The organism is Hoeflea sp., from assembly GCF_039975035.1.
Taxonomy (GTDB): domain Bacteria; phylum Pseudomonadota; class Alphaproteobacteria; order Rhizobiales; family Rhizobiaceae; genus Hoeflea.
The window spans coordinates 1-14,269 of sequence record NZ_JBDWHW010000070.1 but is presented as its reverse complement, the minus strand read 5'-3'; the positions used below and the strand labels follow the sequence as shown (position 1 = coordinate 14,269).

At 63.2% G+C, this 14,269-nt stretch carries 9 protein-coding genes and 1 pseudogene; 6 read left to right on the top strand and 4 right to left on the bottom strand.

Annotation, left to right across the window (positions count from 1 at the left end; translation table 11 throughout):
- The coding region (locus tag ABJN75_RS05880) for a gamma-glutamyltransferase (RefSeq protein WP_348437719.1) at positions 1 to 787 on the bottom strand (787 nt) is incomplete at its 3' end.
- A gap of 253 nt (positions 788 to 1,040) precedes the next feature.
- On the opposite strand from ABJN75_RS05880, the gene ABJN75_RS05875 reads away from it, so the two are divergent.
- The 4 genes from ABJN75_RS05875 (at position 1,041) to ABJN75_RS05860 (ending at position 5,198) form a co-directional block, all read left to right on the top strand.
- The gene (locus ABJN75_RS05875) at positions 1,041 to 1,727 is read left to right on the top strand and encodes a zinc metallopeptidase (RefSeq protein ID WP_348437718.1); all 687 of its coding nucleotides are present in this window, start codon (positions 1,041 to 1,043) and stop codon (positions 1,725 to 1,727) included.
- A 91-nt stretch (positions 1,728 to 1,818) separates the two neighbouring features.
- Positions 1,819 to 2,604 (top strand): MBL fold metallo-hydrolase, encoded by a 786-nt coding sequence (locus ABJN75_RS05870; RefSeq protein WP_348437716.1) that lies wholly within the window; start codon positions 1,819 to 1,821, stop codon positions 2,602 to 2,604.
- 197 nt (positions 2,605 to 2,801) lie between these two features.
- A complete protein-coding gene (locus ABJN75_RS05865) occupies positions 2,802 to 3,980 on the top strand; it encodes an SAM-dependent methyltransferase (RefSeq protein WP_348437714.1) in 1,179 nt (392 codons plus the stop codon).
- A gap of 237 nt (positions 3,981 to 4,217) precedes the next feature.
- On the top strand, positions 4,218 to 5,198 hold the full coding sequence (locus ABJN75_RS05860) for a YHYH protein (protein WP_348437712.1): 981 nt from the start codon (positions 4,218 to 4,220) through the stop codon (positions 5,196 to 5,198).
- Positions 5,199 to 5,323: 125 nt separating this feature from the next.
- Here the strand turns inward: ABJN75_RS05860 and ABJN75_RS05855 are convergent, their stop codons facing one another.
- Positions 5,324 to 5,938: a hypothetical protein gene (locus ABJN75_RS05855; RefSeq protein WP_348437710.1), complete on the bottom strand. Its 615-nt coding sequence runs from the start codon at positions 5,936 to 5,938 to the stop codon at positions 5,324 to 5,326.
- Positions 5,939 to 6,070: 132 nt separating this feature from the next.
- Positions 6,071 to 9,115 (bottom strand): PAS domain-containing protein, encoded by a 3,045-nt coding sequence (locus tag ABJN75_RS05850; protein WP_348437708.1) that lies wholly within the window; start codon positions 9,113 to 9,115, stop codon positions 6,071 to 6,073.
- A gap of 249 nt (positions 9,116 to 9,364) precedes the next feature.
- Between ABJN75_RS05850 and uvrB the strand changes: the two genes are divergently transcribed.
- Together uvrB and ABJN75_RS05840 are read left to right on the top strand one after the other, a co-directional pair.
- Positions 9,365 to 12,472 carry an excinuclease ABC subunit UvrB gene (gene uvrB, locus ABJN75_RS05845; RefSeq protein ID WP_348437706.1) on the top strand — a complete coding sequence of 1,036 codons (3,108 nt, stop codon included), beginning with the start codon at positions 9,365 to 9,367 and terminating at the stop codon, positions 12,470 to 12,472.
- Between the two features lie 390 nt (positions 12,473 to 12,862).
- Positions 12,863 to 13,006, top strand: a complete 144-nt coding sequence (locus ABJN75_RS05840; RefSeq protein ID WP_348437704.1) for a hypothetical protein — start codon at positions 12,863 to 12,865, stop codon at positions 13,004 to 13,006.
- A gap of 1,150 nt (positions 13,007 to 14,156) precedes the next feature.
- On the opposite strand, the pseudogene ABJN75_RS05835 reads toward ABJN75_RS05840, so the two are convergent.
- A pseudogene (locus ABJN75_RS05835) lies at positions 14,157 to 14,269 on the bottom strand (IS5/IS1182 family transposase); the annotation flags it as partial.

Sequence of the window (14,269 nt, the reverse complement as noted above, 5' to 3'; positions counted from 1 at the left end):
CCGCCAGATCCTCAATGCTCATCGAGCCGCCGGCGTCGCGCACCGATGCCGCGATCTTCTCCGCCACGTCGCCGGTGTAAAATCCGTCCGGGCCATCGCTGGCGATCTTCTTCAGCGTTGCTGCCAGATCCGGCTGCCTGATCACGTCGCCGGGCTCATAGAAGCTGCCATCTTCCTTGTAGAAGATCGCCGCCGAGGCCGGCCAGGTTTTGAGCCGCTTTTCCAGACCCTTGAGACTGTCGGCCAGATCGGCGGTGACCGTGATGCCGTCCTCGGCCAGCCTGATCGCCGGTTCTGCTGCCTGAGCCAGCGTCATGGTGCCGTAGGTGTCAAGCGCCAGCTGCATGCCGGCGACGGTGCCGGGCACACCGACGGCCAGACCTGAAAACCGCGACAGCTTGCTGTCGGCATTGCCGTCGGCATCGAGATACATGTCGCGGGTGGCGCTGGCCGGCGCCATTTCGCGGTAATCGATGGCCTTGGTCTCGCCGGACTTGGCGTCATGCACCAGCATGAAGCCGCCGCCGCCGAGATTTCCGGCGCGGGGCAGGGTGACCGCCAGCGCCAGCGCCACGGCGACGCCTGCATCCACCGCATTGCCGCCATCTTTGAGCACCTGCAGCCCGATGTCGGCGGCCACAGCCTCCTGCACCGAGACCATGGCCTCTTTGGCCCAGACCGGATGCACTGCGTCCATCGAGCTGTAGATCGCCGCTTCCTGAGCGGTGGCAAACGGGGCAAACGCGATCAGCGCGGCGGAGGCGAGGGCGGCGATGGGACGGATCATCGGGGCGGTCCTTTCGAGACTGTCGACTGTCAGCACATTGGACGGAGCCTCGCCGCGATATGGCAAGGCATCAGTTCATCGAAGGCCACATTGACCTCGCCGTCAACCCGGTTGCGCGCCTGCATCTGGTGCTGAGCTTCGCGCTGCGTTGACCTTTCCCGCCGCAGCTGCCTGCCCCTCATGCCCTTTATCAGAGGGGCGGCGCACCCTATGTTAGGCTTATGACTGAACCCGGCTTTGACAGCGACTGACCATGGCACTCCTGGGAATTATCGCCTTCCTTGCTGTGCTTGCCGCCATCTATGGTCCGCAATACTGGGTCGGCCACACCATGCGCCGCCACAGCGTCGAGCGGCCGGATTTTCCCGGTACTGGCGGAGAGATGGCGCAACACCTGGTCGAGCGGTTCGAGCTAGCCGGGGTCGGTGTCGAGGCAACCGATGCGGGCGATCATTATGATCCGGAGACGCGGATGGTGCGGTTGTCGAACGCCAATTTCGATGCGGCCAGCCTGACAGCCGTGGCGGTGGCGGCACACGAGGTCGGCCACGCACTGCAGCATCATCGCGGCGAACGCGGGCTGGCGCTCAGGCAATCATTGGCAGGCCTCACAATGATGACCGACCGGATCGCCTCGGTCTTCTTCATCGCGGCGCCGGTGCTGGCGATCGTGTTGCGCGCGCCGGTGGCCCTGTTTGGCATGGCGGTGATCGGCATCGGCCTGTTGGGTATCCGGGTTGTGGTGCATCTGGTCACACTGCCGGTCGAATATGATGCGAGTTTCAACAAGGCGCTGCCGATCCTGAGGGAGGGCGGTTATCTCGGTGATGAGGACATGGCAGGCGCCCGCAGCGTGCTCAAGGCTGCAGCTCTCACCTATGTCGCTGCCGCATTGGCGGGCATGCTCAATCTGGCGCGCTGGATCAGGTTCCTGCGCTGAAGTTTTATTGAATTCCCGTTGCGGTGATGCATCTAGTAGGATGTAAACAATTCAGCATGATGCAACACTCACGAAACCACAGGAGAATGCCATGACGACCAGACGCAATTTTATCATTGGCGGGGCCGCTACTGTCGGAGCCGTAACGCTTCTGCCATCGCTCGGATTCGCGGCGGCACATGCGGCGAGCTTCAACCTCATGGATGGCAAGATCGTGATCCATCCGGTCGAGCACGCTTCCATCGTTATGGAAACCCCGGCAGGAACCCTCTATGTCGACCCGGTTGGCGATCTCAGTCTGTACGAGGCGCTGCCCAAGCCGGACCTTATCCTGATCACCCACCGGCACGGCGATCACTACAATGCGGACCTGCTGGCCGCACTGGCGCAGGCACCGATCCTGACCAATGCCGATGTCAAAGGCATGATGCCTGAGGATCTGCAGGCTCGCACGGACGTCATTGCTCCGGGTGAATCTACAGAAAAGACCGGCATCGCCATTGAGGCCATCGCGGCCTACAACACCTCTGCCGACAGGCAGGATTTTCACCCGAAGGCGAGAGGCGACCTCGGATTGGTGCTGACCATCGACGGGACTCGTGTCTACATCTCCGGTGACACCGAGGGAACGCCGGAAATGGAAGCGCTCGAAAATATCGACCTGGCCTTCGTCTGCATGAACCTGCCGTTCACAATGGACGCCAAACAGGCAGCTGAAGCGGTGGCGGCGTTCGCGCCGGGTATGGCCATTCCCTACCATTACCGCGGCCGCGACGACGGTACCCAGGACCCGCAGGTGTTTGCAAAACTGCTGAGCGAGGCTGGCAGCAAGACCGAAGTCAAGCTGCACGACTGGTACAACGGTGCGCTGAACTGATCAGCAAACGGCCTCTGCGCCTGATCACTATTCTGCCGGGTCCATGCTGACAGCATGGATCCGTTTTGCCGATGGTTGCAGGATCTCCGGGCGGCGATGACTGAAATGGCAATTTGCATCTCCCGCCCACGCGGGTAGAAGGAATTCCGCTGCGACAAAACCTGCCCGAAACCACCCGCACCCCCGAAGGAATGCCCTTGAACGCCCCCGATCGTATTGAAGAGCTGTTGAGCGCCACCAGGACGGCATTTTCGAGCGGAGTGCTGGTGCAGCTCAAGCTCGGCGGCTATCACGGCGACGAGCCGGAGCTGAAGGCGGTGCTGGTCAAGAAAATTTCGGTCAAGGGCGGCGACAAATATTCCTTCACCTACCGCTACAAGACCCGCGATACGATCAAGAACTTCAATGAGTCAGAAGCGCTTGCGCTGCTGCGCGACGGCCTCAGGGACGAGTTCCGCAGTGCCCGGCTGGCGACCACGGATTTCGACATGATGTTCGAGCGCAACGGCGCAAAGATGCGGCTCAAGCGCACCGAGGTGGAGGGTCGCGAAGCGCCGTCGACCGATCACAACCGGGCCAAGAACCGGCCACTGAGCGAAACCGGCAAGCCCTGGCTCAAGGCGCTCGGGATAACCGGCAAGACCGGCGCGGTGCGCAACGATGCGCAGGACAAGTTCCGCCAGATCAACAAGATGGTCGAGATCTTCGCGCCGCTGATCGCCGGGCTGAAGCCGGAGAAGCCGTTGATTGTCGATATGGGCGCAGGCAAGGGCTATCTCGATTTCGCGCTCTACGACTATCTTGCGACTGTCGCCCGGCGCCCGGTCCGTATCATTGGCGTCGAAATGCGCGACCAGCTTGTGGCTGACGGCAACGCCACGGCGCGGGCCTCGGAGTTTGACGGCTTGAGCTTTCAGCCTGGCGCGATCATGGAGTTCGATGCTTCTGGCGCGGATGCGGTGATCGCGCTGCATGCCTGCGACACGGCCACTGACGACGCGATCTTCAAGGGCATCTGTGCCGGAGCATCATTGATCGCGGTGGCGCCGTGCTGCCACAAGCAGATCCGCCGGCAGATGCAAGCCGGCCAGCTGGACGGGCGGCTCGAGCCGCTGCTCAGACACGGCATCTTCGTCGAACGTCAGGCCGAGATGGTCACCGATACGCTGCGGGCCTTGCTCTTGGAACTCAACGGCTACAAGACAAGAGTGTTCGAGTTCGTCTCCGACGCGCACACGCCGAAAAACAACCTGATCGTGGCGGAAAAGGATGGCCGCATGGGCCGCGATCGCGAGGCCGTGCTCAAGCAGATCACCGAGATCAAGACCATGTTCGGCATCAAGCAGCACTATCTCGAAGGCCTGCTCGGGCTGTGAAGGCCGGGCGGCAAGCGGCAGGTCATCCGGCCTCGCCGGTTCCGCTGGATCGGCTGAAACCGGCATGATCGAGGCGCCGGCCTGCTGCTTATGAACCGGCTCGATCTTGGGGCAGGCGAACGCCTCGGCCTCCGCGCATCACCCCAAAATGTCCAAATGGTAATTTTGTTTTCCTGCGTGGGGCGGCTACACATCCGCTGTAAGCGACCGCACCACTTGCATGAAAAGGAACATCTCATGGCTTGGCTTATCTCCTCGGCCCGGAAGACGGTCGTCTATGCGGCACTGGCAGGCGTTTCAGCCACAGCCGTTGCGCACCCCGCCCTTGCCCACGAAGCCACCAGCCTCGACATCACCAATGCCATTTTCGCCAGCCGCAACGCCGATTGCGCGACTTACGAAAATCGCTTCTCGTCGGATGTCACCGACACCCAGCAAAACAAGATGCTCAAGGGGGCGGTGCATGTCACCGCCGCCGCTGATCATTGTGTGCTCGAATCCAATTCCATTCCCAACCACGATACCGGCGAAGGCAGCGCCCGCAATTTCGTCGCGCCGGTAACGGAAATCTCCGGGACGTTTGAAATCCCGCGCAACCCGAAGCCGCAGCAGACGTCGACGGCGCTCGATCAGCGCAGTTATGATGCGATCCTGCTCAATGGCGTGGTTGTCGATATCCTGTCGGCCGGCTGCTACCGGCCGCAAGGCAACCGTGTCGATGCCAATGGCAATGTGGCGATCGGCTGCCGCGCCAATGACAAATGGCTGCTCGATCCGCTCGGACCCGGCGCGGGTTTTGGCGCCGACAGGCACAATGCCCACACCCAGCCCAACGGCCAGTATCACTATCACGGCAATCCGATGGCACTGTTTGACGATCATCCCGGCCCGGATGGCTCACCGGTGATCGGTTTCGCCGCCGACGGCTTTCCGATCTACGGCAGCTATTTCAAGGACGAATCCGGCGCGCTGCGCAAGGCAAAGTCCGGCTACAGCCTGAAAAGCGGCACCCGCCCGTCTTCCGCCAGTGATCCGGGCGGGACTTATGACGGCATGTATGTCGACGATTTCGAGTTCACCAATTCGGGCGATCTCGACGCCTGCAACGGCATGACGGTCAATGGCCAATACGCCTATTATGTCACCGACAGCTACCCCTGGGTGATCAAGTGCTTCACCGGCGTGCCGGATGCCTCCTTTGCCAAGAAACGGCGCTGATCTGCATGCTCCAGAACAGAGGAAGCGCTTTCACGCCGGTCTGGCGATGAAACCGCTTCCTGTCTTTTCATTGCCGCAATAAGCCAGGATGGCGCGGGCCGTTGCCAGCCTGATCGCAGGAAGCCTCAGTTCGACTTCTGCAACAAATCACCGATGGCGTTGACCGCATTGCCGACGTCGTTGATGGTTTTCTGCATCTTCTCGGCCTCCAGTTCGGCTTCGGTCTTTGGCCGGGCGGCTTCCTCGGCTGCAGCCTTGGCTGCCGCCGCTTTTTCCGCAGCCATGGCGGCCTCGTCCTCGGCCACCCGCGCGGCGGTGGCTGCAGCAGCCTTCTTCTCGGCCTCCATTTCGGCGCGGACCTTTTCCTCGGCTTCAAGCCTGATGCGGGCCTCGCGTTCAGCCTGGACCCTCAGGGCTTCCTCGGCTTGCAGCTTTTCGAAATTGTCGTTCTCCAGCCTGGCTCTGGCTGCAGCCTCGGCACTGGCTTTTTCCGCCGCAGCCGCTTCGGCTGCCCTGGCGGCGGCTGCTTTCGCTGCCTGCTTTTCCGCTTCCATCTCGGCGCGAACCTTTTCCTCGGCTTCGAGTTGGGCTTTGGCTGCGGCTTCGTCAGCCTTACGGGTGTCGGCTTCCGACATTGCCGGCGCCTCGGTGACCCCGGACTTGGCGTCTTCGGACTTGTCGTCACTGCAAGCGGCGAGCACGAGGGCGAGCGATGTCACGGTCAGGAGTTTGCGGATCATGTCTGGTCCCTGTGTCTGGCGCAGCCTGTGGCTGTCCCGGTTTCTGCCTGTGGCCCTGTCAAACACGCCAAGCCTGAATGTTTGGTTAACGGCGCATTAATTCCGTCTCATTCGCGCCGCACGGGAGCCAGCCTATCGCAGCTTTTCCAGCGCGGCTTTCAGCGATTCGTCGGAATAGGGTTTTGTCAGCAGCACCGCGTTGGCATCAGCCCCGTCGGGGATCTGGCTCTCTCCGGTGGCGAAGACAATGCCGACACCGGGTTTGAGTTCGCGCACCTTGCGTGCCAGCTCTCCGCCCTTCATGTCGGGCAGGCCGACATCGGTCACCAGAATGTCAAAGTCGTTTGCACCGGCGGCCTTCAGCGCCTCCGCCGCTGTGCCGGCCTCGATCACGGCGTGGCCCATTTCCTCGAGTATGTCAGCGGTGTTGAAGCGGATCAGCGCCTCGTCCTCGACCAGCAGCACCGTCAGTTTCCCGTCCGGCGCATCCGCCGGTTCCTCCGGGCTTGCGGGGGCCGGCTCCGCCTGTGCGGCGGCAGCCTGTTGCGCGGCCGCTTCGGTGCGCTGGGCCTGGTTTGCCAGCAGGTGGCGGATCCGGCTGTCCAGCGCCTCTCGGGTGTAGGGCTTGGACAGCAATTCGACACCGGGGTCGAGCTTGCCGCCGTGGACGATCGAATTCTCGGTGTAGCCGGAGGTGAACAGCACCACCAGATCGGGAATGCGTTGCTTGGCGAGCTTGGCCATCTCGGGGCTCTTCAGGTTGCCCGGCATCACCACATCTGTAAACAGCACATCCACCGGCACGCCGCTCTCGATCACGGCGAGGCCGTTCTGGGCGTCGCGCGCGGTCAGCACGCGGTAGCCGAGATCGCCCAGTGTGGCCACCACGGTGGCGCGCACGTCATCGTCGTCTTCCACCACGAGAATGGTTTCTGTTCCACCGACCACAGCACCCTGGGGCACGTCTTCCTCCTGTTGTTCCTCAGCAACTGAACGGGGCAGGTACAGCTTCACCGTGGTGCCTTCGCCCGGCTCGCTGTAGATCTTGATATGGCCGCCCGACTGCTTGACGAAGCCATAGACCATCGACAGTCCGAGCCCGCTTCCCTTGCCTTCTGCCTTGGTCGAGAAGAACGGCTCGAACACCTGCTCGAGAATTTCCCTGCTCATGCCGGTTCCTGTGTCGGATACGGCGAGCAGCACGTAGTCGCCGCTCCTGACATCATCGTAGGCGGCACAATAGGTGTCGTCGAGCTCGGCGTTGCCGGCCTCGATTGTCAGCTTTCCGGTGCCTTCCATGGCATCGCGCGCATTGATGGCCAGGTTGAGCAGCGCATTTTCGATCTGGGTCGGATCAGCGCAGGTGTTCCACAGGCCGGGCGCGACAATTGTTTCGATGCTGATCGATTCGCCGACCGATCGGCGCAGCAGGTCTTCCATGCTGTTGATGAAGTTGCCGGCATTGATCACCTTCGGCTCAAGCGGCTGGCGGCGGCCGAAAGCCAACAACTGGCTGGCCAGCTTGGCGCCGCGATCGACCCCGGCAAGTGCATTCTTCACCCGGATTTCCGCGCGCTCGTTGCCGGTCACGTCCTTTGCCAGCAATTGCAGGTTTCCGGCCACAACCTGCAGCAGATTGTTGAAATCATGGGCGACGCCGCCGGTCAGCTTGCCGATGGTTTCCATCTTCTGCGATTGATGCAGCGCCTTCTGCGATTGCTGCAATTCCTGGGTGCGCTCCTCGATCCGCTGTTCGAGGGTCGCGTTCAACTCCGCCAGCGCCGCTTCGTTGCGCTTGGCGTGCTCGATGTCGGTGTTGCTCCCCACCCAGCGCCGTACCTCGCCGCTCTCGGTCTTGACCGGAGTGGCGCGCACCACGTGCCAGCGGTATTTGCCGTCATGGCGGCGTATGCGGAACTCGGTCTGGTAGACCTTGCCGGTTTTTATTGCCTCGGCCCAGGAGGCGGCGGCGTCGGGCAAATCCTCCGGGTGCACGATGCCGCCCCAGCCGTCACCTTTCAGTGATTCCGCGGTTTCGCCGCTGTAGGCCAGCACGCGGTCGTTGAGCCATTCGATCTTGCCGTCGCGCGCCGCCGTCCAGATGTGGTTGAGCATCGATTGCGACAGCGACCTGAACTCTTCCTCGCTGGCCTTGAGCGCCAGTTCGGCGCGCTTGTTGGCGGTGGTGTCGGTGAACAGCACCGCGACATGATCGGAACTCACCCCGTCGATGGGAAAGGCCTGCACCTGGAACCAGCGGTTATCGAGTTCGCTGGCCGGGTTTTCGCCGTTCATCGGCTCGCCGGTGCGCGCGACCTTGCCGTAAAAATCAAACCAGTGCTGTTCGTGACCGGCGGCGATGTCGCGGCGCATCCATTTGCCGACCGGCGCTTCGATGCCGGTATGCCTGACGAAAGCCTTGTTGGCCTCCAGGAATTCGTAGTCGACCGGGTTGCCGTCGTCGTCCCAGATCATGCGGATGACGCAGAAGCCGGAGTCAAGGTTCTCGAACAGGTTGCGGTAGCGCTCGCGCTGCGCCTCGGCTTCCATCTCCGCCATCCTGCGGGCGCTGATGTCGAACAGGACGCCGGGAAACCGGGTCGGCTTGCCTGGATCGCCTTCGACCAGCTTGCCCTGGGCCAGCACATGCGACACCGAGCCGTCGGGCTGTATCACCCGGTATTCGGCGCTGTAGGTGCCGCCGTTCTCGATGGTGCGGACGATCTCGTCGGCAACGCGGGCGCGGTCTTCCGGGTGGATCCGGTTGATGAATTCCTCCAGCGGCAATCCGTTGCTGGCCTGCTCCTGGTCGAGCCCGAAGGTTCGTGCGAAGCGGCCGTCGGTGAAGATCCGGTCGCCCGACACATCCCAGTTCCAGGCTCCGATGATGTCGGAGTTGGTCATCGTCAGGTCGAGACGTTCCAGCAGATGCTTGGTGTGGGGGCTCCTCAGCGCCACCACCCGGCCGCCGTCGGGCGTCGGAACCGAGACCGAATCGAGATCCTGCGGGCCTTTCGAACCGATGAAGAAGCCGCGGTCGTCATAGATCTCGCTGTAGGGATGGCCGACGATCTGCGCGGACTTCCAGCCCAGCAGGCGCTCTGCACCCTCGCTCCAGCCGGTGATGCGCCCGTCGGGGTCGAGAAAGATCAGCGGTGCGGAAAGTGTGGTGTCCATGTGGCCTTCATCGCTGAAAAGGGCGGTTCGTTCGCCATGAGCATTGCCCGCGCAAGCTGCCTGCGGTGAGGGTGTGTTTATCACAATTGTTGCGTCTGCCTACAGGCTTTCTGTGCAGGCGCTGCCGGATTCCGGGCGGGTCAAGCCGGTGCGCCCTGCTGACACCTGCTGTCAGCATCAGCCGTTTTCGTTCCCGGTTTGCCCCGCGCGCCTCTTTCTTTCGCCCTCGACTCTGCCCATATTGCGGTCATGGCCAAATCCCCCGCAAAAAATGCCCGTCCCGATGGCTCCGAATTCGATGGTTTCGAGGAAGCGCCGCAGCCGCCGCTGAGTGGCGCGCCGCTGTCCTCCTCCGGCTCGATTGCCGACTGGGCCGCCGATCTGGCCAAGGAGGCCGAACTTGACGCGGTCAAGGCGCGGCGCAAGGCGGAAAACCGCGAAATCCGCTCCAAGGCCGGCAAGCACAGGCGCAAGGCCGGTCAGCTCAGTGCCGAAGAAGCCGCCGCGTTGCCGCCGAAAGGCAAGGCTGCGGCCAAATCAGCTGGCAAGGACAGCGGCAAGACCGCGCGCGGCACCTCGATCGGTTCCAGCACCAATCCGCGCGACCGCGCCGCCGCCGGGCTCAATGCCGTGGCCGGGCTCGACATGTCGATGGAGGAGGCGGAAGCCTCCGGCGCGACCAGCGCCAACACCGCCACCGTGCAGGCGCTGTCGGACCTGATCGAGAGCGGCAACCCGCTGTTCAAGAACGGCAAGACCTGGACCCCGCACCGTCCGGCGCGGCCGGAGAAATCCGAGGGCGGCCACACCATCCGCATGGTCACGGATTACGCACCCGCCGGCGACCAGCCTACCGCGATTGCCGATCTTGTCGCCGGCGCCAACGAGAACGAGCGCAACCAGGTGCTTTTGGGCGTCACCGGCTCGGGCAAGACCTTCACCATGGCCAAGGTGATCGAGCAGACCCAGCGTCCCGCCGTCATCCTGGCGCCGAACAAGACGCTGGCCGCCCAGCTCTATTCCGAGTTCAAGAATTTCTTCCCCGACAATGCGGTGGAGTATTTCGTCTCCTACTACGACTATTACCAGCCCGAGGCTTACGTTCCGCGCACCGACACCTTCATCGAGAAGGAGTCCACCATCAACGAGCAGATCGACCGGATGCGCCACTCGGCCACCCGCTCGCTGCTGGAGCGCGACGACGTCATCATTGTGGCGAGCGTGTCCTGCATCTACGGTATCGGCTCGGTGGAAACCTACACCGCCATGACCTTCCAGATGCAGGTCGGCGACCGCATCGACCAGCGCCAGCTGCTGGCCGATCTGGTGGCGCAGCAATACAAGCGCCGCGACATGGATTTCCAGCGCGGCTCGTTTAGGGTGCGCGGCGACACCATCGAGCTGTTTCCGGCCCACCTTGAAGACGCGGCCTGGCGGATCACGCTGTTTGGCGACGAGATCGAGAGCATCGCCGAGTTCGACCCGCTCACCGGCCAGAAGACCGGCGATCTGCAATCGGTCAAGATCTACGCCAATTCGCACTATGTCACGCCGCGGCCGACGCTGAACCAGGCCACCAAACACATCCGCGAGGAACTCAAGCACCGGCTCGCCGAGCTCGAAGCCTCGGGCCGGCTGATCGAGGCGCAGCGGCTGGAGCAGCGCACCCGGTTTGATCTGGAAATGCTCGAGGCCACCGGCGTCTGCCAGGGCATCGAGAACTATTCGCGCTATCTCACCGGCCGCGCGCCCGGCGAACCGCCGCCGACGCTGTTCGAATATATCCCCGACAACGCGCTGCTGTTCATCGACGAGAGCCATGTCTCGATCCCGCAGATCGGCGGCATGTATCGCGGCGACTTCCGCCGCAAGGCGACGCTGGCCGAATACGGCTTCCGGCTGCCGTCGTGTCTCGGCAACCGGCCGCTGCGGTTCGAGGAATGGGACGCGATGCGGCCCTGCACCGTCGCCGTCTCGGCCACCCCCGGAAACTGGGAGATGGAAGCCGCCGGCGGCGTGTTCGCCGAACAGGTGATCCGCCCCACCGGACTGATCGACCCGCCGGTGGAAGTGCGTCCGGCCCGCGCCCAGGTCGACGATGTGCTGGGCGAAATTCGCGCCACCGCCGAGGCCGGCTACCGCACGCTGTGCACGGTGCTGACCAAGCGCATGGCCGAGGACCTGACCGAATATCTGCACGAGCAGGGGGTGCGCGTGCGCTACATGCACTCCGACATCGACACGCTGGAGCGGATCGAGATCATCCGCGATCTCCGCCTCGGCGCGTTCGACGTGCTGGTCGGCATCAACCTGCTGCGCGAGGGTCTCGACATCCCCGAATGCGGGCTGGTGGCGATCCTCGACGCCGACAAGGAAGGTTTTTTGCGCTCCGAGACCTCGCTGATCCAGACCATCGGCCGTGCCGCCCGCAACATCGACGGCAAGGTGATCCTCTATGCCGACAAGATCACCGGCTCGATGGAACGCGCCATGGAGGAAACCTCGCGCCGCCGCGCCAAGCAGGAGGAATACAACACCGCCAACGGCATCACCCCTGAATCGGTCAAGGCGCACATCTCCGACATTCTCGAGTCGGTCTACGAGCGCGACCATGTCCGCGCCTCGATTTCCGCGCCCGGTGGCAAGGGCAAGGCTCAGGACGAGGGCGCGCTGGTCGGCGCCAATCTCAAGGCGCATCTGGAAGCGCTGGAAAAGCAGATGCGCGATTCCGCCGCCGACCTCGACTTCGAAACCGCCGCCCGGCTGCGCGACGAGATCAAGCGGCTGAAAGCCGTCGAGCTCGACCTGATGGACGACCCGCTGGCGCGCGATTCCGGCATCGAGAACACCAGGGCCAGCCGCAAGGCCACCGCCACCGGCAAGCCGCAACGCGGCCCCTCCAAGGCGCCCAATCCCGACATCCTGCGCAATCCGGAATCAAACTATTTCCGGAAACCGGCGCTCGACAACATGGGCCCGGGCACCGACATGGAAAAACCGCTTGCAGCCGGCAAGGGCGCCGCCGCCGCGCCCGGCTATTTTCGGAAAAACAGCCTGGACGAAATGACCGTCGGCCGCACCGAAAAACCGTTGCCCGGCAAGGTTCCGTCCAAGCCCCGTCCAGTGGACGGCAAGGGCGACCGCCCGCCCGAGCCAGTGCGAGGTGATTCCCGCGACGCCGCAGGCGCGCAAAAGAAGATTGGCGCAGGCCAGGGCGAAGCCCGCTCGGCCGTGAGCGACGGGAATTCTGATCCGATCGTCAAACGCGGCAAGGTGGGGGCGGGGTCCTACGAAGATCCGGCCGAAGCCGCCCGCTCAAAGCGCCGCCCGGGCAAGACCGGACGGCCGGGAAGGTAGCGGCGACTTGGACGCCCGCGTCACGTGATCTCCCCCCTTGCGGGGGAGATGCCCGACAGGGCAGAGGGGGGTAATCCCTCCTCCAGCGCCAGCCTCAAGGTCACCCCCTCTGCCCTGTCGGGCCTGTTGGCGCGAGCCACGGGTCTCGCCCCGTCCTTCGGACCCCGCCGCAAGGGGGGAGATTGGCGATACCGCACCCTCCGTCGTCATCCTCGGGCCTCTCCATTCGTCATCCGCGGGCCCTGCCGGTCCAGGCCCGTGATCTTGTATCCTCTCCCACCAGGGAAGAGGGAGAGCCACCGCGACCCCACAATTTTCCCGCCACAGCTGCAAAACCGTGCTAAATGCCCGCCACCGCACCACCATGTGCCCAGCCAAGGACCAGCCATCATGTCGCGCAACACGCTCACCATCGTCATCGCCATCGTCGCCGTCGGCGCCGCCATCCTCGGCTACATGGTCTACCAGGACCAGCAGACCTCCGGCGTCGAAATCAAGATCGGCGACGGCGGCATCTCGATCGAGGAAAAATAGGCCGGGATAGAGGCGGGGAGGGCGACCGCGATGCTCTCCCTCTCCCCTTGTGGGAGAGGACAAAAAATCCTGGTCTTGGCTTCAGCCAAGTCATAGATTTTTTAGGTGAGGGGGGCATAAGATCCCCGCACCACCCGATATCCCGCGCAAATGGGTGAGGTCAGAGGTGTCTTCATCCATGTCTCACTTCTTCGTCATCCTCGGCCCCCGAGCCGAGGATCCATTCCGCAATCTCTGCACCCGCAGTGGTCGCGGCTAAATCACGGTGTGGATCCCCGGCTCGGAGGCCGGGGATGACGAAAGACGTGAGATCTGAAAAACCGAAGGCCTTAGCCCGACGTCGCGCCAAGGCCGTTGAAGCGCCTTGGCGTCAGCCAGGTGCTGGAAATCGCAAGTGAGAGGATTGGCTGCAAATCCGGTGTCCCTCCCGCCCCCTCACCACCAAAATCCGAGGCTTGGCCTGCGGCGAAGCCCTCGAATTTGTATCCTCTCCGACCAGGGGAGAGGGGGGCACGCTTCTCCCCTCCACCGTCACCCGATCTCCCCCCGCGGGGGGGAATTAGAAGAGACGCACTCACCACCCGTCACCCCGGACTTGATCCGGGGTCCAGCGGCGCCTGCGTCTGCAGGTGTGGACGACTCCATTCTGATGTGCGGTCAACGATGGGTCTTCCGGCTCGCGGACGCTCGCCCGGCTTTATGCCGGATCAAGTCCGGCATGACGGAAATTGGGTTGCATACCTGTTCAGCTCCCCACCGTCGTCATCCTCGGCCCCCGAGCCGAGGATCCATTCCGCAATCACTGCACCAGTGGTGGTCGTGGATGGATCACGGTGTGGATCCCTGGCTCCGAGGCCGAGGATGACGAAAGACGTGAGATCTGAGAAACCGAAGGCCTGAGCGCGACGCCGCGCCAAGGCTGTTGAAGCGCCTTGGCGTCAGCCAGGTGCTGAAAATCGCAAGTGAGGGGATTGGCTGCAAATCCGGTGTCCCTCCCGCCCCCTCACCACCAAAATCGAGGCTTGGCCCTGCCGGTCCAAGCCCGTGAGTTTGTGTCCTCTCCCACCAGGGGAGAGGTGGAGCGCGCCGCATCTCCATCAATCATACGGTTACGCCGTATTTTCTAAGAGCCCGATTCAAAAGTTCGTCATTAATCGCAAAGCCTTGCCAACCGCCGCATGAGAATGCGAATATGGGCGATGAGGGTCCATGCTGTTGAACTCTGGATGGATTTCTCCCAGTCCTTGGCCAGCCTGCGGGACC

Excerpts from the sequence above, each read along its gene's own strand:
- ABJN75_RS05860 (WP_348437712.1), top strand. The coding sequence starts at position 4,218 with ATGGCTTGGCTTATCTCCTCGGCCCGGAAGACGGTCGTCTATGCGGCA.
- ABJN75_RS05850 (WP_348437708.1), bottom strand. The coding sequence starts at position 9,115 with ATGGACACCACACTTTCCGCACCGCTGATCTTTCTCGACCCCGACGGG.
- uvrB (WP_348437706.1), top strand. The coding sequence starts at position 9,365 with ATGGCCAAATCCCCCGCAAAAAATGCCCGTCCCGATGGCTCCGAATTC.
- ABJN75_RS05855 (WP_348437710.1), bottom strand. The coding sequence starts at position 5,938 with ATGATCCGCAAACTCCTGACCGTGACATCGCTCGCCCTCGTGCTCGCC.
- ABJN75_RS05875 (WP_348437718.1), top strand. The coding sequence starts at position 1,041 with ATGGCACTCCTGGGAATTATCGCCTTCCTTGCTGTGCTTGCCGCCATC.
- ABJN75_RS05870 (WP_348437716.1), top strand. The coding sequence starts at position 1,819 with ATGACGACCAGACGCAATTTTATCATTGGCGGGGCCGCTACTGTCGGA.
- ABJN75_RS05840 (WP_348437704.1), top strand. The coding sequence starts at position 12,863 with ATGTCGCGCAACACGCTCACCATCGTCATCGCCATCGTCGCCGTCGGC.